The organism is Mycobacterium sp. SMC-15 (assembly GCF_045310925.1).
Taxonomy (GTDB): Bacteria; Actinomycetota; Actinomycetes; order Mycobacteriales; family Mycobacteriaceae; genus Mycobacterium.
In genome coordinates, this window is sequence record NZ_JBJIAJ010000001.1 from 47,314 (window position 1) to 65,095 (window position 17,782).

The following is a 17,782-nucleotide window of genomic DNA, read 5'->3' on the forward strand; positions in this document are numbered from 1 at the left end:
TACTGATGGACACGCTGGTCTCCTACACCGGGCCGGAAGACACCGGCGACGGTTCGGCCCGGCTGACCCTGGACTCACCGCACAACCGCAACGCGCTGTCGTCGAAGCTGGTCGCTCAGCTGCACGCCGGGCTGCGCGACGCGGCGGCCGACCCGAACGTGCGGGTGGTGGTGCTCGGGCACACCGGCGGCACGTTCTGTGCCGGCGCGGACCTCAGCGAAGCGTCCGGGGGTGATCCCGGCGAGCTCGCCGCGGACCGGGCCCGCGAAATGGCGGCCCTGCTGCGCGCGATCGTCGAGTCACCGCGGCCGGTGATCGCGGCGGTCAACGGCCACGTACGGGCCGGCGGCATGGGGCTGGTCGGCGCCTGCGACCTCGCGGTCGCCGGGCCGGCCAGCACCTTCGCCCTGACCGAGGCCCGCATCGGGGTGGCTCCGTCGATCATCTCGCTGACGCTGCTGCCCAAGCTGTCGCCGAGGGCCGCGGCCCGCTACTACCTGACCGGCGAGAAGTTCGGCGCAGCCGAAGCCGCGGCGATCGGGCTGATCACCCTGGCAGCCGAGGACGTCGGCGCGGCCGTCGCGGACCTGGTCGCCAATCTGCGGCTCGGGTCACCGCAGGGGTTGGCGGCCTCCAAGGCCCTGACCACCGCGGCGGTGCTGGCCGGGTTCGATCGGGACGCCGAGCCGCTCAGCGTGGCGTCGGCGCGGATGTTCGTCTCCGACGAGGCCCGCGAAGGGATGCTGGCCTTCCTGCAGAAACGTCCCCCGAGCTGGGCAGAGTAACTACTTTGGGTAACCCCGCTTGCGGCGAACGCGGTTAGTCGTAGGCTACGTATCCGATGAGGAACTCAACCCGGCGTAGTCACGACGACAGCAACGCCACCACGTCGCGCGCCGCTGACACCGACCGGATCCAGTTGGCGCAGGTGCTCGGCGACGCCGTCGCGCAGGGTCAACTGCCGATGAGCGAGTACGAAGCCCGGCTCGCCAAGGCCTACGCGGCACAGACCTACGACGAGCTCGACGGTCTGCGTGCCGACCTGCCAGGCTCCTCGGTGTGCCCGCACCGCGGTGGTGACTGCAAACCCGCGCCCTCCACGTTGCTGCTGGCCATCATGAGTTCTTTCGAGCGACGCGGCCGATGGAACGTGCCCAAGCGGCTGACCACGTTCTCCCTGTGGGGCGGCGGCGTCATCGATCTGCGCTACGCCGACTTCACCTCACCGGACGTGGAGATCAACGCCTACTCCATCATGGGCGGGCAGACCATCCTGCTGCCGCCCGAGGTCAACGTCGACATCCACGGTTACGGCGTGATGGGCGGCTTCGACCAGCGTGTCGAGGGCACCGGCACCCCCGGTGCACCGACGGTCAAGGTGCGCGGTTTCTCGCTGTGGGGCGGCGTCGGCATCCGGCGCAAGAGCCGCAAACATCGCAGCTGACACCCCTGCACGTCGGCCTCGACAGGTTCGCTAGCGCAGGCGCACACTTTTGGGCATGGAAGCGCCCCGCCGCTGTCTGAACGGCATCTCCGACGTGCGCGCGTTCTTCCACACCAATACCGCGCCGCTGTACTTCATCTCGCCGACCCCGTTCAACCTGTTGGGTATCGACCGCTGGGTTCGAAACTTCTTCTACCTGACCTACTTCGACTCCTTCGAAGGCACCCATTCACGGGTGTTCGTGCCGCGGCGGCGCGACCGCATCGACTTCGACTCCATGGGAGACGTGTGCAACCACCTCTTGTCCGATCCCGAGACACTTGAGTTCATCGCGGGCCGGGGCCCCGGTGGCAAAGCCTGCTTCGTGATGATGGAGGAGGAAACGCAAACGCTCGCGCGGCAGGCCGGTCTGGAAGTCATGCACCCCGCGGTGGCGGTGCGCAATCGCCTGGGCTCCAAGACCGTCATGACGCGCCTGGCCGACGCGGCGGGCGTGCCGAGTGTGCCGCACGTGATGGGTCGAGCCGGCTCCTACGAAGAACTGCTGACGCTCGCGCGGGATGCCGGATTGGGAGATGACCTCGTCATCTCCATCCCCTACGGCAACGCGGGTAGCGGAACGTTCTTTGTGCGCGGTCAGGCCGACTGGGACCAGCACGCCGGTGCGCTGACCGCGGAGCAGGAATTCAAAGTCATGAAGCGGATCCGCAATGTCGAGGTGTGCATCGAAGGTGCGGTGACTCGCCACGGAACCGTGATCGGCCCCGCGATGACCAGTCTGGTCGGTTATTCGGAGCTGACCCCCAATCCCGGCGCCTGGTGCGGCAACGACATCTGGCGCGAAGTGCTCCCGCCGGACCAGACGCACGCCGCCCGAGAAATGGTGCGAAAGCTGGGCGACATCCTGAGCCGGGAGGGCTACCGCGGCTATTTCGAAGTGGACCTGCTGCACGACCTGGATTCCGACGAGCTCTACCTCGGCGAGGTCAACCCGCGACTGTCCGGCGCCAGCCCGATGACGAACCTGACCACCGAGGCTTACGCAGACATGCCCCTGTTCCTCTTCCATCTGCTCGAGTACATGGACGTGGAGTATGCGCTCGACATCGACGAGATCAACGCGCGCTGGGAGCGTGGCTATGGCGAGGACGAGGTCTGGGGCCAGGTGATCATCAACGAGACCTCGCCGGAAGTCGAGCTCTTCACCGCGACGCCACGCACCGGGGTGTGGCGCATCGACGACGACGGTCGGGTGTCCTTTGCGCGGTCCGCCAACGACTGGGCCACCTTGCTCGACGGGTCCGAAGCGTTCTACATGCGCGTCGCCGCGCCCGGCGACTTGCGTTCCGAAGGCGCCCAACTCGGCGTACTCGTCACCCGCGGACACCTGCAGACCACCGATTACCGACTAACCGAACGCTGCCAGCGCTGGGTCAACGGCATGAGAGCGAAATTCGTCTCAACACCCCTGACACCGGCCACACCGATCGTCTCCCGGCTCGTCGCGCGAGCGTGAGCGACGTCGCGCCCGGTCGCCGCCCGGCCGGGATCTCCCTGGACAACTGGCTGTCCGAGCCCTATTCGCAGTGGTCGTTTCAGCACGTCGAAGACTTCGTGCCGACCGCGGTGATTGCGCGCGGGACCGGGCCCGTCGCGGCGTTGCCCGCGTCCCGCGCTGAGCTGGCCACGGTCCCGGTGACCGCCTCCGACGGGGCCCCGACCACTGTCGGCGCGATCATGGCCGTCACCGCGACCGATGGGTGGGCCGTCGCGCACCGCGGCACGCTGGTGGCCGAGGAGTACGTCGGCGCTCTGGAAGCACACATCCGGCACTTGCTGTTCTCGGTGAGCAAGTCGATGGTGGCCGCCGTGGTCGGCGCGCTGCACGGGGCCGGGGCGATCGCCCTCGACGCCCCGGTCACCACGTACGTGCCCGCCCTGGCGGACTGCGGCTACGCCGGCGCAACGGTGCGCCACCTGCTGGACATGAGGTCGGGTATCGCCTTCTCGGACAACTACCTGCATCCGACCGCGGAGATACACGCCCTCGACGAGGCAGTCGGGTGGGCGCCCAGGGCCAGCGAGGACGGTCCGGCCACGCTGCGCGACTTCCTGCTGACGTTGCGGCAGATATCGGCGCACGGCGGCCCGTTCCGATACCGGTCGTGCGAAACCGATGTACTGGGCTGGATCTGCGAGGTCGCCGGCGGTCAGCGGATGCCCGAGCTGATGTCGGAACTGCTGTGGCGCCGCATCGGTGCCCAATGTGACGCCACCATAGGCGTGGACCCGGTCGGCACTGGATTTTTCGACGGGGGCATCAGCGCCTGCCTCACCGACCTGATCCGGTTCGGGTCACTGTTCTTACGCGACGGCGTCTCGTTGACCGGCCGGCAGGTAGTCCCGCCGGCGTGGATCGCCGACACACTCGACGGCGGTCCCGATTCACGCCAGGCGTTCGCCGCCAGCCCCGACGAAACCGGAATGCCCGGCGGGATGTACCGCAATCAGGTCTGGCTGCCGTACCCGGGCAGCAATGTGGTGCTGTGCCAAGGCATGTGCGGTCAGATGATCTACGTCGACCGCGCCGCGGAGGTGGTCGGCGCCAAGGTGTCCACCCAGTCCTACGCGGCGGACTCGCGGATGCTGGCCGACACCCTGCGTGCCTTCGATGCGATCACACAGAGCCTCGCGGGGTGAGGCGGCCTAGCGGTGGTCGCAAGCGCGGCGAAGCCGGGCGCAGCGGGCCATCGCCATCGACCTAGCCGCGGAACAGGGCCGGGTCGTCGAGTTGGCCCAACAGCGCGGTCAACTGGTCCACCAACTGATCCGGCGCCAGGTGTACGTCACCAGCCAGCCAGGCGCTGATGGTCTGGGCCACCCCGCCGACCACGAAATGCGCGACCGCCTTGATCCGGTCGTTGCCCGGCACCCGCAAGACGTTCTGCATGTGGCGGCCGGACAACATCGCGAACAGCGCACTGGATTCGGCTCGCTTACGCACCAGCAGCGCGTTGGTCAGCTGGGTGCTGAACAGCATCCGGCCGACGCGGAGGTCCCCGGCGATGGCAGACACCAGGTGGGCCATCCCGGCTCGGGTCTGCTCGGCAGAGGGCACCGCGGCAACGGCGGCTTGGGTGCTGGCCGCCAGGTCGCCGACCACCCGGTCGAAAACCGCGACCACGAACTCGTCCTTGTCGGCGAAGCTCTCGTAGAAATACCGCGACGCCACGCCGGCCCGGTGGCAGATCCCTCGCACCGTCAGCTCGATCAAATCGCGGGCACCCAGCACGTCGAGCCCGGCCGTCAACAGGCGTTCCCGGCGCTCAGCCAGCCGATCGGCTGCTTGCACACCCCGGTAAGGACGCTCGGGCACGGCGGAGACCACGTTCACCATCTTGACACCGGGCCCACAGCTGGGCAATATCGGGAAACCGACGTTCTCACAATCAGCGAGGTGCAGTCATGACAATCAGCGAGCCCGTTCCCCTGGTGGAGCGTTCGGTGAACGACTCGCTGAGCGCGCACCCCGCGCCGCGCAAGCGTTCCTGGCTGCCGCAGGTCACCTGCGACGACAACATGATGATGGGCGTCGCCTTGTTGGCCGGACCAGCCAACGTGATCATGCAACTGGCGCGGCCCGGAGTGGGCTACGGCGTGATGGAGAGCAAGGTCGAAAGCGGCCGGGTTGACCGGCATCCGATCAAACGGGCTCGTACCACGTTCACCTACCTGGTGGTCTCCACCCAGGGCAGCGACGAGCAGAAGGCCGCGTTCCGCGAGGCGGTCAACAGTGCCCACCGTCAGGTTCGTTCCACGGCCGACAGCCCGGTGAAGTACAACGCATTCGACCGTGACCTGCAGCTCTGGGTGGGAGCCTGCCTGTACAAGGGCAACGTCGACATCCACCGCATCTTCCTCGGGGAGATGGACGACGAGCACGCCGACCGGCACTACCACAATGAGGGCAAGGCGATGGCCACCATGCTGCAGGTGCCCGAGGACATGTGGCCGGCCGACCGGGCCGCTTTCGACCGGTACTGGCAGGACCAGCTGGACAAGGTCCACATCGATGACGCCGTCCGCGAATACCTGGAGCCGATCGCGGCGAGCCGGCTGCGGGGCCTGACCCTGCCCGGCCCGTTGCAGCGGACGAACGAGCGGATCGCGACGCTGATCACCACCGGCTTCCTTCCGCAGCGCTTCCGCGACGAGATGCAGCTGCCGTGGGGCCCCGACAAGCAACGTCGGTTCGACCGGCTGATGGGCGTGCTCCGCGCAGTCAACAACGTGCTGCCGCAGTTCTTGCGCGGCTTCCCGTTCAACTTGATCCTGTGGGACCTCGACCGTCGTATCCGCACGGGTCGCCCGCTGGTGTGACCCCGCCGCCTTCAGGCGTTCTTGGTCAACACCCACCAGATGGTGGCTGACGAGCCGGCCAGCTTCCCGGCCAGGGTCTTCTGATCGAAGGAATGGGTCAATTTCCCATCGTTGACGGTCCATACCCATCTGTTGCCCTCGAGGTGGGCATCCTTGTCCCAGCCGATGGCGGTGTCGCGAACGTTGAGACAGCCCGTGCCGCACGGCGCCAAGAACCACGGGTAGGCCGATCCGGCGCGGACGATTCCGGCGCCATCGGTGATGGTCATGGTGTAGGCACCCGACAGCGGTCCCGGCCCGCTCGGGCTGACCACCTCGACCGCGGCGCCGACCAGGGCCGCAGCAGCGACAAGACTTCTCGGGCCCACGGCGGCCGCTCCTTCCCCTCCCGACCTTCCGCTCTGGGCCGAATCTAGGATTCGCCGACCCGGTGACGAAACAGGGTTTTCCCTTGCGTCTGCGCCCAATCTGCCGCGGGTGAATTGACGGTTGCGCGCCCGTCGGTAGGCTTTGACCTCGACACAAGCGGACGGAAGGTGACCGGCGATGCACGTCAACCCCCATGTGTTGCGCACCGGAGCAAACGTGTCCGACGACGCCGGCGGGCACGCCAATGACGGTGCTCAGCGCCTCGACGTGGCCGGCGTGACGTCCAAGATGTTCGGCGACTTCGACGACGCAGACGGTTTTCACGCCGCGCTGGGCAGCGCCAAGGACAGTCATCGCGACGCCCTGCAGGGCCACCACCAGAACCTCACCGGCATCGCCGAGAACGTGCGCACGGCGGCCGCGGGCTTCACCCAGATGGACGACCACAACGCCAAACTGTTGCGAGACGTCGCCGGCCCCCGGCAGTGAGTCGTCCCACCCTGCAGCACCTGCACGTCGACGATCTCATCGCGCAGGCCGGCGGTGATCCGTGGGCGATCGATGACAGTCTGCAGGCCGGCAGCCCCACCCAGATCAACTTCCTGGCCCAGGCGTTCCACTCCGCCGCCGGCTCGGCCACCGCCGCCGAAGAGTCCTTCCGCACCGCCCAAGAGCACTTCACGCAGTTCAACCGTGAAAACGGCGAGCAACCCATCAACAACGGCGCCGAAGTCCAGCGCGTCAAAGACAGCCTGCACGCCACCAATGAACAGCTCGGTCAGATCGCCGCCGACCTGGAGACCATCGCTGCCGCCCTGGCTCAGGCCCGCGGAACCTCGCGGGGCAACATCAAGTCACTCAATGAGAACTTGGGGACCGCCGACTATCTGATCGGGCACTACCTCGACCTGGAGAGCCAGGGCCTGGATCGCGACGCCGACATCGAGGAGGTTCGTCGGGCCGCCAAGGCCGACACCGAGACGGCCCTGCACAACGAGACGTTTATCCGCAACGACTACTCCAAGACACTGAAGCAGGCCCTGACCAACCTGCGGGTCAAGGACGGCTACGACCCAGACGTCGTGGTACGCAAGTTCGACGCCGAGGGCGAGCCCACTGCCGGCAACGGCACTCCGGGGGCCGCCAGCCCCACCAACGGCACACCCAACGGCGGTGCCGGGCAGACACCGCCGGCAGGCGGTACCCCGACGGGAGCCGATGGCGGCGCCGGTGGCACTGGCGGCGCCAACGGCCAAGCTCCCGGAACGCCGGACGGCAAGGCCGGCGACGGCGGCGCCGGAGCCACCCCGCCGTGGGTGCCACCGGGCACGCCCGTGATGGTCCCCGGGTCACTACCGCCGCCCACCCCACCCACCCAGATCAACGGCAAATGGGGCAACGTCGGCGACGGCCTGGCCGCGGCCGGTGAACGAGCGAACGTACCCGCCAACGTTGGGAAGTTCGTCCCGGGCGGATCGCCGAGCGCCGCAATTCCGGGCGGCGTCCCCATGGGTACTGCGTTGGAGACCGTCGAGAGGTTCGGCAAACGTCTGGGTTTGGCCGGAAACTTCGTCACCGGTGTGAACGGGATCATCGAAGGCGCAAACGACGTGAGCAACGGTGCCGCCCTGAGCACCACTCTGGTCGACGTCGGCGCCAAAACCGCGGGTGATATCGGCGGTGGCTTGGTCGGCGCCACCACTGGGGCCGAAGCGGGGGCCTGGATCGGGACCATGATCGCCCCGGGGGCCGGAACCGTGATCGGCGCCGGCGTCGGAGCGGTGGTCGGCGGCGTGATCGGCAGCGAGATCGGAAAGAAGATGGGCGAAGAGATTTCGGATGTGTCCCACAGTGTTTGGCGTAGCCTCTTCGGCTGAGCTGGCCCATAGGTAAGGGAGATCGATCACCATCAATAACGCAGAGCGCATCATCTTTGCCGCCGGGGCGGTGATGTTTCTTATCGCAGTCCCGGTGGACCCCCGTAAGGACGCGAAGTCGAAGTGGCTGTTTTGGCTCATCGGCCCTCTGGTGTGTACAACGTTATTCGCTGTCGCGCTCTACAGCGCCGTGAAGAACCCCGAGACGTCAGACCTGATCAGCGCGGCCATCGGAGCAGCGTTCTTCTCCTACCTCGGCTTCGGCGCCGCCTACGTCCGCAAACGCTGGCCGATCGGGCGATGGCCTGGTTCTCGTTCTTGACGCACCGAAAGGACTTGACGTGGAACCCGAAAGTCAGCCAGCCAGCGAGGGACCCATCCAACTCGATCCCCGCACGCCCGACGAACCGACGATCACCCTCCCCCATCCGCCGGGTTGGGGGTTCATGCCGGGCAAAGACGAGACGTCGATCCGCGGCATTCTGTTCAACCAGGAGCTGCGGCGGCACGGCTTCACGCCCAACGCGGTGGTGACGTGCGAAGAGCTCACCGGCCAGGTGGGACTCCCATCGCAGGCCCTGGCCAAGGAGCGCGCCGCGGTCATCGACCTCGTCGGTGACCTCGACACCGACATCGCAGGCACGGTGTCGGGCTTTCCCAGCAGGACGATCACCTACAACCTGCAGGGCCGACCCACGACCGGCCTGCTCATCGCGGTGCAGAACACCAAGGCCAGGATCTGGGCGATCACGGTCACCCTGCAGACCACCGACGCCGACAACCCGCACTACATCGCCGCCAAACAGGCACTGCTGGAGTCGATCGACGTCCGCCTGCCCACCCCGTGACGCCCCTGGAAGAATGCACTCATGGTCGAGCAGAGCCTCTGGATGCAGAAAGTCGCCGCCGATCCCGGGCATTCGCAGTGGTATATCGAACGCTTCCGCGAGATGGCCCGCGCCGGTAAGGATCTGGCCGGCGAAGCGCGCTTCATCGACGCGATGGCTTCCCGTGGCGCCCGGATCCTCGACGCCGGCTGCGGCCCGGGCCGGGTCGCGGGCGTCCTGGCCACGTGCGGTCACGACGTGGTCGGTGTCGACGTCGACCCGGCGCTCATCGAGGCCGCCGAGCAGGACTATCCCGGACCGCGCTATCTGGTGGGCGACCTCGCCGAACTCGACCTGCCCGCCCGCGGCATCTCCGAACCGTTCGACATCATCGTGTCGGCGGGCAACGTCATGGCATTCGTGGCCCCGAGCACGCGCGCGGAGATCCTGCGCCGGTTGCGCGCTCACTGCGCCGACGACGGCCGGACCGTGATCGGCTTCGGCGCCGACCGGGACTACGACTTCGATCAGTTCCTGCGTGATGCGTCGGCCGCCGGTTTTGCGACCGATCTACTGCTGGCCACCTGGGACCTGCGGCCCTTCACCGCGGACTCCGATTTCCTGGTCGCGGTGCTACGGCCCGATCACAGCGGCAGCTGATCCTCCTCGGTCAGCTCGCCGAGCTGATCAACGGTCAGCACCTCGGTCATGTCCTGCTCCTGATAGGCCAGCCGACCCACCCGGTGCGCGACCACCGGCGCGGTGATCAGGGTGAACAGGATGCTCACGGTCACCATTCCCGCGTCGTGGCTGCCGCGTAGCCGGATCAACGCGCCGAACAGCACCAGCAACAGGCCCAATACCTGCGGTTTGGTGGCCGAGTGCATCCGGGCCAAGGTATCGGGGAACCGCACCACGCCTATCGCCGCGGTCAGCGCCAGCACCGACCCGGCGAGCACCAGCACGCCGGCGAACACGTCGAGCAGGATCACGGCTGCCTCCCCAGATCAGGTGCGTCGTCGGGCACCCGGAAACGCGCCACACTCACCGAGCCGATGAAGCCGACCAACGCCAGTGCCGCGAGGCTGTAGGTCACGGTGGTGTCCCGGCTGACCGCGGCCCAGATCCCGATACCGCACATGGTCATCGCGGCCAGCGTGTCCAGTGCCACCAGCCGGTCCAAGGTGCTGGGTCCGGCCAGCAACCGATACATGGTGATGACCGCGGCGATGCCCAACAGCACGCCCGCGGTCGCCCAGATCACGTTCATGCGCTTGCTCCCGCCGGCAGCCATTCGTCGTCGCGCTCGAAGGCGGCGATCAACAGTCGCTCCACCTGCGCGACTTGCTGAAAGAAACGTTCCACCGCCGGCGCAGACCCGACATCGATCACATGGCAATACAGGATGCGGCGCACCTGATCGATCTCGAGCACCATCGATCCGGGAATCAACGTGGTGATGTTGGCGGCAAGCACCAAAACCAGGTCGGACTTGATGGTCAGCGGCACCCGTAGCACCCCGGTGCGCGGCGGCGGTCCGGGCCGGATCGCCAGCCACATCAGCTGAATGCTGGACTCCATCAGGTACCAGGTGAACAGTCCCAACAGCTTCATCAGCGGCACCAGGTGCACCCGGCCCTGCACCGGCACGGGCGGCATGGGCAGCAAGACCAGGATCACGATCGCGACCACGATCCCGGTGGCGATGTTGGGGATCGTGAAGCGGCCCCACAACAGCACCCACACTGTTGCCAGCGCGGTCACCGCGAAGACGCGCAGCGCGAGGGACCTCATGGTGTACCCACCGACAACACGGTCGAGATGTATTCGCCCCGGTCGAGAACCTCCGCCGCGGCCCGCTGGGTGTAGGCGAAGATCGGTCCGGCCAGCACGCTCAGCGACAGGCCCAGTCCGATGAGTGCGAGTGTTGGAACCACCATCCACGTCGGCATCTTTCCGACATCATCGCGGTCGTCGTATGCAATGTCACCGACGTCGTCGAGCAGCACCGGCGGAGCGGCGAGTACCAGCTCCCCCTCGGGGGCGTCCACCCGGCGGCGCCAGAACGCCATGGTCCACACCCGCGCCAGCACGTACAACGTCAGCAGACTCGTCACGACCGCCCCGCCCACCAGGCACCAGGCCAGCACCGATCCGTCACCCACGCCGGCCTGCAGTACGGCGGTCTTACCGATGAAGCCGGAAAAGGGCGGAATACCACCGAGATTGAAGGCCGGAACCAGGAAAACGAACGCCAACAACGGGTTGGCGATCAGGCCACCCAGCCGCTGCAGCGACGAGGCGCCGCCCTGGCGTTCGATCAGTCCCGCCGCCAAGAACAGCGTGGTCATCACGATGATGTGGTGCATCACGTAGAAGATGGCGCCGGCCATGCCCTGCTGGCTCGACAACGCGACCCCGAACATCATGAAGCCGATATGGCTGACCAGCGTGAATGACAACACCCGCTTGATGTCGCTCTGCGCTATCGCACCGAAGATTCCGATCAGCATGGTCAACAGCGCCGCGACCAGCAGCACCGAGTCCAGTCCGCCGTCCGGGAACAGCAGTGAGTGCGCCCGGATGATCGCGTACACACCGACTTTGGTCAGAATCCCGGCGAACACCGCGGTGATCGGGGCGGGCGCGGTGGGATAGGCGTCGGGCAGCCACGCCGACAGGGGGAACACCGCGGCCTTGATGCCGAACGCCACCAGCAACACCGCGAACACGGCACTGCGGATGCCGCCGGGCAGGTCGCCGGTCCGCGTCGCCAACTCGGCGAGGTTCAGTGTGCCGGTGGAGGCGTAGACCAGGGCGATGCCGAACAGGAAGACCAACGACGAGGCCATCGAGACCATCACGTAGCCGATGCCGGCGCGGATGCGTTCGGCACTGGCGCCGATGGTCAGCAATACGAAGCTGGCCGACAGCAGCATCTCGAACCCGACGAACAGGTTGAACAGGTCGCCCGCCAGAAACGCCAGGGAGACGCCGGTGGCCAGGGTCAGGTAGGTGGGCAGGAAGATCGACACCGGCTGGCGGTCGTCGCCGTCGCGCACGCCCTGCCCGATGGCGTAGACCATGACCGCCAGCAGCACGACCGCCGACACCACCAGCATCAGCGCAGACAATCGATCGACGACCAGGCTGATACCCAGCGGCCCCAGCCCCTGCTCGGTCGGCCCCCAACCTCCGACATGCAGCACCAGCGTGCCGTTGCGGTCGGTCAGGTACAGCAGCACCGCGCTGACCGCGGCTACCGCGCACAGCACTCCGATGGTGATCGGCCGCTGCAGCCGGGGACGACGGCCGACGATCAGCGTCACCGCCGCGCCCAGCGTGGGCAGCAACACCGGCAGCGGCATCAAGACGGCGGCAAGACTCACCGTGACACCTCGCTTTCGGGAACGGCGTCGAGATCACCGGCCGCCACCGGCACGCCCTGTTCTTGTTCTGCGGCGATGACCTCTTCGTCGGACAGCTGCGAGACGCGGGTCGCTTCCTGGTCGTCGCCGATGTCATCGGTGGTCGTCAGGTTGTAGGAGCGGTAGGTCAGGGCAAGCACGAAGGCGCCCACGCCCATGGTGATGACGATGGAGGTCAACACCATGGCCTGAGCCAGCGGGTCGGCGTCGGTTTCCTTGCCGGAGCTGGCCCAAAGGATCGGCGGATTCCCGTCAGGTCCGCCGACATCGATGATCAGCAGATTGATGGCGTTGCCGATCATCATCAGGCCCAACAACATTCGGGTCAGGCTGCGTTCCAGCAACATGTAGACCCCGCACGAGCTGAGCCCGGCGGCCATCAGCAAGGGAACCAGATGGGCGGTCATGACACTCCTGCCATCGGTCGGGCAGCGGACTGCGATTCAAGCTCCTGGTCCAATCGCACCCCCAGGCTGCGCAGCACATCAAGCACCATGCCGACCACCACCAGGTACACGCCCAGATCGAAGAACAACGACGTCACCACGTCGACGTGCCCCACCACCGGAAGCGTGAAGCTCAGCACCGCCGAGGACAGCACCGGCGCCCCCAGGAACAACGACCCCAACGCGGTCCCGCCCACCAGGGCCAGCCCGACGCCCAGGATCTTGCTGGAGTCCAGGGGCAGCGTCTCGCCGAGCTCGTATCGTCCGCCGGCCAGATAGCGCAACGCCAGCCCGAGTCCGGCGGCCAGACCGCCGGCGAAGCCGCCGCCCGGATAGTTGTGCCCGGCGAACAGGAAGTAGATCGAGACCACCATGATCAGCGGGAAGATGATCCGGGTCGCGACCTCCAGCACCAGCGACCGCTCATTGGGATCGTGGTACGCGCTGCCCCGCAGCCAGGTGGTGGACCCGATTGCCGGGCTGTACGGGGTGGCGATGCCCCGGTTCTTGCGCCCGGCGCCGGCGTCGGCGATCCGTGGGGCCCGACCGAACCGGCGGTTGCGGAACACCATCGAGGCCACCCCGGTCGCGGCGACCAGCAGCACCGAGATCTCGCCGAGGGTGTCCCAGGCCCGGATATCGACCAGCAGCACGTTGACGGTGTTGGCGCCGTGGCCGCGGACATAGGCCGCCTCGGGCAACGCCTCGGCCACGCCGTCGCTGGCGCGCGCCGCCATCGCGAAGGCCGCCAGCACCGCGACGCTGATACCCACCCCTGCGGCCAGCACTATCCGCGGCAGCCTGTTCAGCGCCATGGTGGGTCGCTCGGCCTCCGCCGGCAGAGTGCGCAACACCAGCACGAAGATCACCAGGGTCACGGTCTCGACCAGCAGCTGGGTCAGCGCCAAGTCGGGCGCGCCGTGGAAGGCGAATGCCGCCGCGCACCCGTAACCGGTCACGCCGACCATCAACACCGCGGACAGCCGGTTACGAGCCATCGTCGCGCCGATCCCGCCGGCGACCACCAGCACCGCGACCGTCAACTGCAGCGGCGTATCCCACAGGTGCAGCTCGACGTGGTTGCGCGCACCCAACGCCAGCGCCGTCAGCGGGAGCACCACCAGCGTCGCGAAGATCATCCCCTGGTTGAGCGGCAGGGAGCCGCGCTGAGTGACACCGGTCAGCCGGACCGCTGCCACATCGAGCAGCCGAAGCACTTCGTCATAGATGCGGTCGGCCTTGCCCAGCGGTAGCCGCCGCAACCGGGTGAGCTGCAGTGGTCCGCGGGCGGCGAAGATACCGGTGCCGACCACCAGCACCAGCGCCGACAGCATCACCGGCAGACCCACGCCGTGCCACAGCGCCAGGTGATAGCCGGTTCCGCCGGGCATGGTGTCGGCGTAGCTGCGCAACACGGTGTCGAGGGTGAGCGCACACAACCCCAAGGCCAGGCTGGCGGCGGCCAGCACGGCCGGAGGTGCCAGGAAGGACACTTCCGGTCGGTGCAGCCCGGCCACAGGAGCACTCGGCGCGACCCGGCCCTTGCTGGAGAAGCCGCCCCACACGAACCGCACGCTGTAGATCACGGTGAACATCGAGGCGAGCACCCCGGCGGCCAGCACGTACGGACCGGCAGAACCCAGGACCGGGGACTGTGCCTCGGTCCCGAAGATGGTCTCCTTGGCGATGAAGCCCACGAACGGCGGCACCCCGGCCATGCTGGCGGCGGCAGCGGCAGCGACCACGAACAGCCCCGGGGCACGGCGTCCCAATCCGGCCAGTTCGCGCAGATCGCGGGTGCCGGTGGCATGGTCGATGATCCCCACCACCATGAACAGCGTCGCCTTGGCCGCCGCGTGCGCGCACATGGCAGTCAACCCGGCCAGCATGAGATCACCGGTGCCGGCTCCGACCAACACGATCATCAGCCCCAGTTGGCTGACGGTGCTGTAGGCCAGCAGCAGCTTGAGGTCGTACTCGCGCACGGCCCGCCATCCCGCCAACAGTGCGGTGGCCAGTCCGAGAATCATCAGCGTCGGCCGCCAGCCAGGCGAATCGGCGAACCCCGGCGCCAGCCTGGCCACCAGGTAGATCCCGGCCTTGACCATCGCCGCGGCATGCAGGTAGGCACTGACCGGTGTCGGTGCCGCCATGGCGCCGGGCAGCCAGAAGTGCAGCGGCACGATCGCCGACTTGCTGAGCGCACCGACCAGGATCAACAGCACCCCGACAGTGACGACGGTCCCCGACGGCGGATGCGCCACCAGCTCCGAGAGCAGGTAGGTCCCGGCGGCGTTGCCCACCATGATGATGCCGACCAGCATGGCCAGCCCGCCGGCGGTGGTCACCAGCAATGCCTGGGTGGCTGCCCGGCGATTGATGGCGCGTTCGGCGTAGTGGCCGATCAGCAGGAACGACAACACCGTCGTCATTTCCCAGAACACGTAGAGCACCAACGCGTTGTCGGCGACCATCAGCCCGAACATCGCTCCGGCGAAACCGACCATCTTGGCGGCGAAGCTGGGCAGCCGCGGATCGGTGTCGGTCTGCGACCCGACGGGGCGGAAGTATGCGGCGCAGTAGAACAAGACCAAGGCGCCGATCCCCAGCGCCAGCACGCACATGATCGCGCTCAGCGAATCGAACCGCAACGCGATGTCCATCGACAGTCCAGGCACCCAGGGCACCGTGACGCGGTGGTCGTCAGCCGGACCGGCCGGCCAGTTCGCCACCACCCAACCCAGCGATACCAGCGGGATCAATCCCAGCGGATAGAAGGCCGTCCTGCCCCACCTGCGCACCAACGCCGGTGCAGCAGCTGTGCCAACAACATGGGCAAGCAGTATCGCCAGCATCACGCTCCACGGGCCGTTTCGTTTAAGTCGATGCGTTCAGTCGTGGCTAATCGTGAGGAGACCGCGGACGCGCCCAGAGCACGTCCGCACCCATCTCCCACCACCACTAAAACCAGTCTGTGTGGTGCAGCGGCCTCGCGCCATGGAATACAACCCCCATTCGGCGGGGGGTTAAACACCCATTACGGCTGCGCTTGCGAACGCCGCTACGGCTCGGAAGCGGCGTCCCGCTGCGCCCGGCTCCGCCGCGCTTGCGAACGCCGCTACGGCTCGATCAGCCCGGTCCTGATTGCGTACCGGGTGAGCGCCAGGCGGTCACGCAGGCCCAACTTCTGCAGGGTGTTGGTCCGGTGCCGGTCGACTGTTTTGGCGCTGATGCCGAGGGTCTTGGCGATCTCCCGGGCCGAGAAGCCCTCGGCGATCAACTTGAGGACTTCCTCTTCACGCGGCGTGAGGATGGTTTCGGGCAGCGTATTGCCGTGCCGCGCCCGATGCAGGTAGTCCCGAATCAGCGCGGTCACCGCCCCGGCGTAGAGAAACGGCTCACCGCGAATCGTCGCCCGGCAGGCCTCGAGCAGGTCGCGGTCGGCTACCGACTTCAAGACGTAGCCCGACGCGCCGGCCTTGAGAGCTTCGAAGAAATACTGCTCGTTGTCGTGCATCGACAGCATCAGCACCCGCACGTGGGGATGGTTGCGGTTGATCTCGCGGGCGGCCTGCAATCCCGTCATCCGCGGCATCGCAATATCCAGAATGGCCAGGTCGACAGGGGTTTCCTGCAACACTGCGAGCGCCTCGGCCCCGTCGGCGGCCTCGGCGACGACGGACAGGTCGGGCTCGGCGTCCAGGATCATCCGCAGCCCACTGCGCATCAGGGCGTGATCGTCGGCCAGCAGGATGCGTGCCGGCTGGGTCGGCATCATGACCGTCCCACCCCCGGTCGGGCCGGCACCACCAGCCGGATCTCGGTACCTTGGTCGGCCGACGAGGTGATGGTCAGGGTGCCGTGCACCAGCAGTGCGCGCTCGCGCATTCCGGTGATGCCCGCACCTTCTGCGCTCATCCCGCCCGTGCCGTCATCGGAGATCCGCAGGGTCAGCTCCCCCGCTGCATCGACGTGCAAATCCAGCCACACTTTCTGCGCACCGGAGTGCCGGGCGATATTGGTCAAGCTCTCCTGCACGATGCGGTAGCACACCAACTCCACGTTGGGATTCAACCGTTCTGCTTGCGGACCAATGTCTTTGACGACGTCAATACCGCTCGCCTGGGTGAACTGGTTGCACAGCGCCTGCAGTGCGCTCTGTAGGCCGAGGTCTTCCAAGGCATCCGGGCGCAGCCGTCGCGCAATGTCGCGCACTTCGTCGAGACTGGCCCGCACGATCTCCTGCGCGTCCGCGAGGTCACCGCGTATTCCGTCCGGCGCCGCGTCGACAGCTCGTTTGAGGGTGAGCAGGGCAACGGTGAGGGTCTGGCCGATCTCATCGTGCAACTCGCGGGCGATCCGCTGCCGCTCGTTCTCCTGCGCGGCCAGCACCAAAGCACTCGAGGAGGCTCGTTCGGTTTCCAGCCGGTCCAGCATGGCGTTGAACGACGCCATGAGATGGTGCAGATCGGCGTCGCCGGTGTCGTCCACCCGGTCGGTGTGCCGGAGCAGATCCACCCGCCGCATGGACGCGGCGAGACGGTCCAACGGGGCCAAGCTTGACCGCAACAGCAACGCGTTGGCCCCCACCACGACTGCCAGCCCGATGACCAGCACCGGGATCTCGGTCAATCGGACGGGCCCCGAAACGGTGGCGGGCGACATGGCCAGCACCAGGGTGCCGAAGGTGAAGACCAAACCGTTGATCAGGACGACACGCCGAATAAACCCCCGCGCGGGCGCGCTCGCCCGCCGCCGAAATCGGTCGACGAGCCCAGTCCAACGGCTCATACCACCACCCTGGTCTGCGCGACACACAATGTCCATACGGGTCACCGCAGCGCGCGATTGGGTGTCAAACACCATGGCGAGTCACCGGTTCGGGCTCGGAGAATGGTGGTACGCCCAGCGCATCGTCGGCCTTGACGCCATGGTCGAGGTGTTTGCCGCCCCGGAGTGTCGAGCCCCCTGTGGAGCGCCGGGCGAGTTAGATCGACGGATCACACCACCA

20 protein-coding genes are annotated in these 17,782 nt (G+C 67.3%); 10 read left to right on the forward strand and 10 right to left on the reverse strand.

The window, feature by feature from the left end:
• Positions 1 to 5: 5 nt before the first annotated feature.
• From ACJH71_RS00235 to ACJH71_RS00250, 4 genes are read left to right on the forward strand one after another with little or no spacing between them, the layout of a single operon-like run.
• Positions 6 to 785, forward strand: coding sequence for an enoyl-CoA hydratase family protein (locus ACJH71_RS00235; protein WP_406756048.1), 780 nt, complete (start codon positions 6 to 8; stop codon positions 783 to 785).
• Between the two features lie 56 nt (positions 786 to 841).
• Positions 842 to 1,444 carry a DUF1707 domain-containing protein gene (locus ACJH71_RS00240; RefSeq protein ID WP_406756049.1) on the forward strand — a complete coding sequence of 201 codons (603 nt, stop codon included), beginning with the start codon at positions 842 to 844 and terminating at the stop codon, positions 1,442 to 1,444.
• 55 nt (positions 1,445 to 1,499) lie between these two features.
• Positions 1,500 to 2,960 carry a biotin carboxylase gene (locus ACJH71_RS00245; protein WP_406756050.1) on the forward strand — a complete coding sequence of 487 codons (1,461 nt, stop codon included), beginning with the start codon at positions 1,500 to 1,502 and terminating at the stop codon, positions 2,958 to 2,960.
• Positions 2,957 to 4,144 (forward strand): serine hydrolase domain-containing protein, encoded by a 1,188-nt coding sequence (locus tag ACJH71_RS00250; protein ID WP_406756051.1) that lies wholly within the window; start codon positions 2,957 to 2,959, stop codon positions 4,142 to 4,144. Before ACJH71_RS00245 ends, ACJH71_RS00250 begins: the two co-directional genes overlap by 4 nt.
• Before the next feature lie 61 nt (positions 4,145 to 4,205).
• Here the strand turns inward: ACJH71_RS00250 and ACJH71_RS00255 are convergent, their stop codons facing one another.
• The gene (locus ACJH71_RS00255) at positions 4,206 to 4,841 is read right to left on the reverse strand and encodes a TetR/AcrR family transcriptional regulator (RefSeq protein ID WP_406756052.1); all 636 of its coding nucleotides are present in this window, start codon (positions 4,839 to 4,841) and stop codon (positions 4,206 to 4,208) included.
• Positions 4,842 to 4,909: 68 nt separating this feature from the next.
• On the opposite strand from ACJH71_RS00255, the gene ACJH71_RS00260 reads away from it, so the two are divergent.
• Entirely contained in the window at positions 4,910 to 5,824 is a 915-nt protein-coding gene (locus ACJH71_RS00260; RefSeq protein WP_406756053.1) for an oxygenase MpaB family protein, read from the forward strand.
• Positions 5,825 to 5,835: 11 nt separating this feature from the next.
• Here the strand turns inward: ACJH71_RS00260 and ACJH71_RS00265 are convergent, their stop codons facing one another.
• On the reverse strand, positions 5,836 to 6,192 hold the full coding sequence (locus tag ACJH71_RS00265) for a hypothetical protein (protein ID WP_406756054.1): 357 nt from the start codon (positions 6,190 to 6,192) through the stop codon (positions 5,836 to 5,838).
• A gap of 178 nt (positions 6,193 to 6,370) precedes the next feature.
• On the opposite strand from ACJH71_RS00265, the gene ACJH71_RS00270 reads away from it, so the two are divergent.
• The 5 genes from ACJH71_RS00270 (at position 6,371) to ACJH71_RS00290 (ending at position 9,557) form a co-directional block, all read left to right on the forward strand.
• Positions 6,371 to 6,682: a DUF2563 family protein gene (locus ACJH71_RS00270; RefSeq protein WP_406756055.1), complete on the forward strand. Its 312-nt coding sequence runs from the start codon at positions 6,371 to 6,373 to the stop codon at positions 6,680 to 6,682.
• A complete protein-coding gene (locus tag ACJH71_RS00275) occupies positions 6,679 to 8,070 on the forward strand; it encodes a hypothetical protein (protein ID WP_406756056.1) in 1,392 nt (463 codons plus the stop codon). The genes ACJH71_RS00270 and ACJH71_RS00275 overlap by 4 nt, the downstream gene beginning before the upstream one ends.
• Before the next feature lie 151 nt (positions 8,071 to 8,221).
• On the forward strand, positions 8,222 to 8,392 hold the full coding sequence (locus tag ACJH71_RS00280; RefSeq protein ID WP_192830995.1) for a hypothetical protein: 171 nt from the start codon (positions 8,222 to 8,224) through the stop codon (positions 8,390 to 8,392).
• A 19-nt stretch (positions 8,393 to 8,411) separates the two neighbouring features.
• On the forward strand, positions 8,412 to 8,918 hold the full coding sequence (locus ACJH71_RS00285; RefSeq protein WP_406756057.1) for an LpqN/LpqT family lipoprotein: 507 nt from the start codon (positions 8,412 to 8,414) through the stop codon (positions 8,916 to 8,918).
• Between the two features lie 21 nt (positions 8,919 to 8,939).
• Positions 8,940 to 9,557, forward strand: coding sequence for a class I SAM-dependent methyltransferase (locus ACJH71_RS00290; protein WP_406756058.1), 618 nt, complete (start codon positions 8,940 to 8,942; stop codon positions 9,555 to 9,557).
• Here the strand turns inward: ACJH71_RS00290 and mnhG are convergent.
• The 8 genes from mnhG to ACJH71_RS00330 form a co-directional block, all read right to left on the reverse strand.
• Positions 9,542 to 9,889, reverse strand: a complete 348-nt coding sequence (gene mnhG / locus ACJH71_RS00295) for a monovalent cation/H(+) antiporter subunit G (protein ID WP_406756059.1) — start codon at positions 9,887 to 9,889, stop codon at positions 9,542 to 9,544. The two genes, ACJH71_RS00290 and mnhG, sit on opposite strands and share 16 nt — an antisense overlap.
• The gene (locus ACJH71_RS00300) at positions 9,886 to 10,167 is read right to left on the reverse strand and encodes a monovalent cation/H+ antiporter complex subunit F (protein WP_406756060.1); all 282 of its coding nucleotides are present in this window, start codon (positions 10,165 to 10,167) and stop codon (positions 9,886 to 9,888) included. The genes mnhG and ACJH71_RS00300 overlap by 4 nt, the downstream gene beginning before the upstream one ends.
• Positions 10,164 to 10,691 (reverse strand): Na+/H+ antiporter subunit E, encoded by a 528-nt coding sequence (locus ACJH71_RS00305; protein ID WP_406756061.1) that lies wholly within the window; start codon positions 10,689 to 10,691, stop codon positions 10,164 to 10,166. Before ACJH71_RS00305 ends, ACJH71_RS00300 begins: the two co-directional genes overlap by 4 nt.
• Complete coding sequence (locus tag ACJH71_RS00310) at positions 10,688 to 12,286, reverse strand: Na+/H+ antiporter subunit D (RefSeq protein ID WP_406756062.1); 1,599 nt, start codon at positions 12,284 to 12,286, stop codon at positions 10,688 to 10,690. Before ACJH71_RS00310 ends, ACJH71_RS00305 begins: the two co-directional genes overlap by 4 nt.
• Positions 12,283 to 12,732 carry a Na(+)/H(+) antiporter subunit C gene (locus tag ACJH71_RS00315; RefSeq protein ID WP_406756063.1) on the reverse strand — a complete coding sequence of 150 codons (450 nt, stop codon included), beginning with the start codon at positions 12,730 to 12,732 and terminating at the stop codon, positions 12,283 to 12,285. Before ACJH71_RS00315 ends, ACJH71_RS00310 begins: the two co-directional genes overlap by 4 nt.
• The gene (locus ACJH71_RS00320) at positions 12,729 to 15,626 is read right to left on the reverse strand and encodes a Na+/H+ antiporter subunit A (RefSeq protein WP_406756064.1); all 2,898 of its coding nucleotides are present in this window, start codon (positions 15,624 to 15,626) and stop codon (positions 12,729 to 12,731) included. Before ACJH71_RS00320 ends, ACJH71_RS00315 begins: the two co-directional genes overlap by 4 nt.
• 263 nt (positions 15,627 to 15,889) lie before the next feature.
• A complete protein-coding gene (locus ACJH71_RS00325; RefSeq protein WP_024443568.1) occupies positions 15,890 to 16,546 on the reverse strand; it encodes a response regulator transcription factor in 657 nt (218 codons plus the stop codon).
• Positions 16,546 to 17,562: a histidine kinase gene (locus ACJH71_RS00330; RefSeq protein ID WP_406756065.1), complete on the reverse strand. Its 1,017-nt coding sequence runs from the start codon at positions 17,560 to 17,562 to the stop codon at positions 16,546 to 16,548. Before ACJH71_RS00330 ends, ACJH71_RS00325 begins: the two co-directional genes overlap by 1 nt.
• Positions 17,563 to 17,782 lie beyond the last annotated feature (220 nt).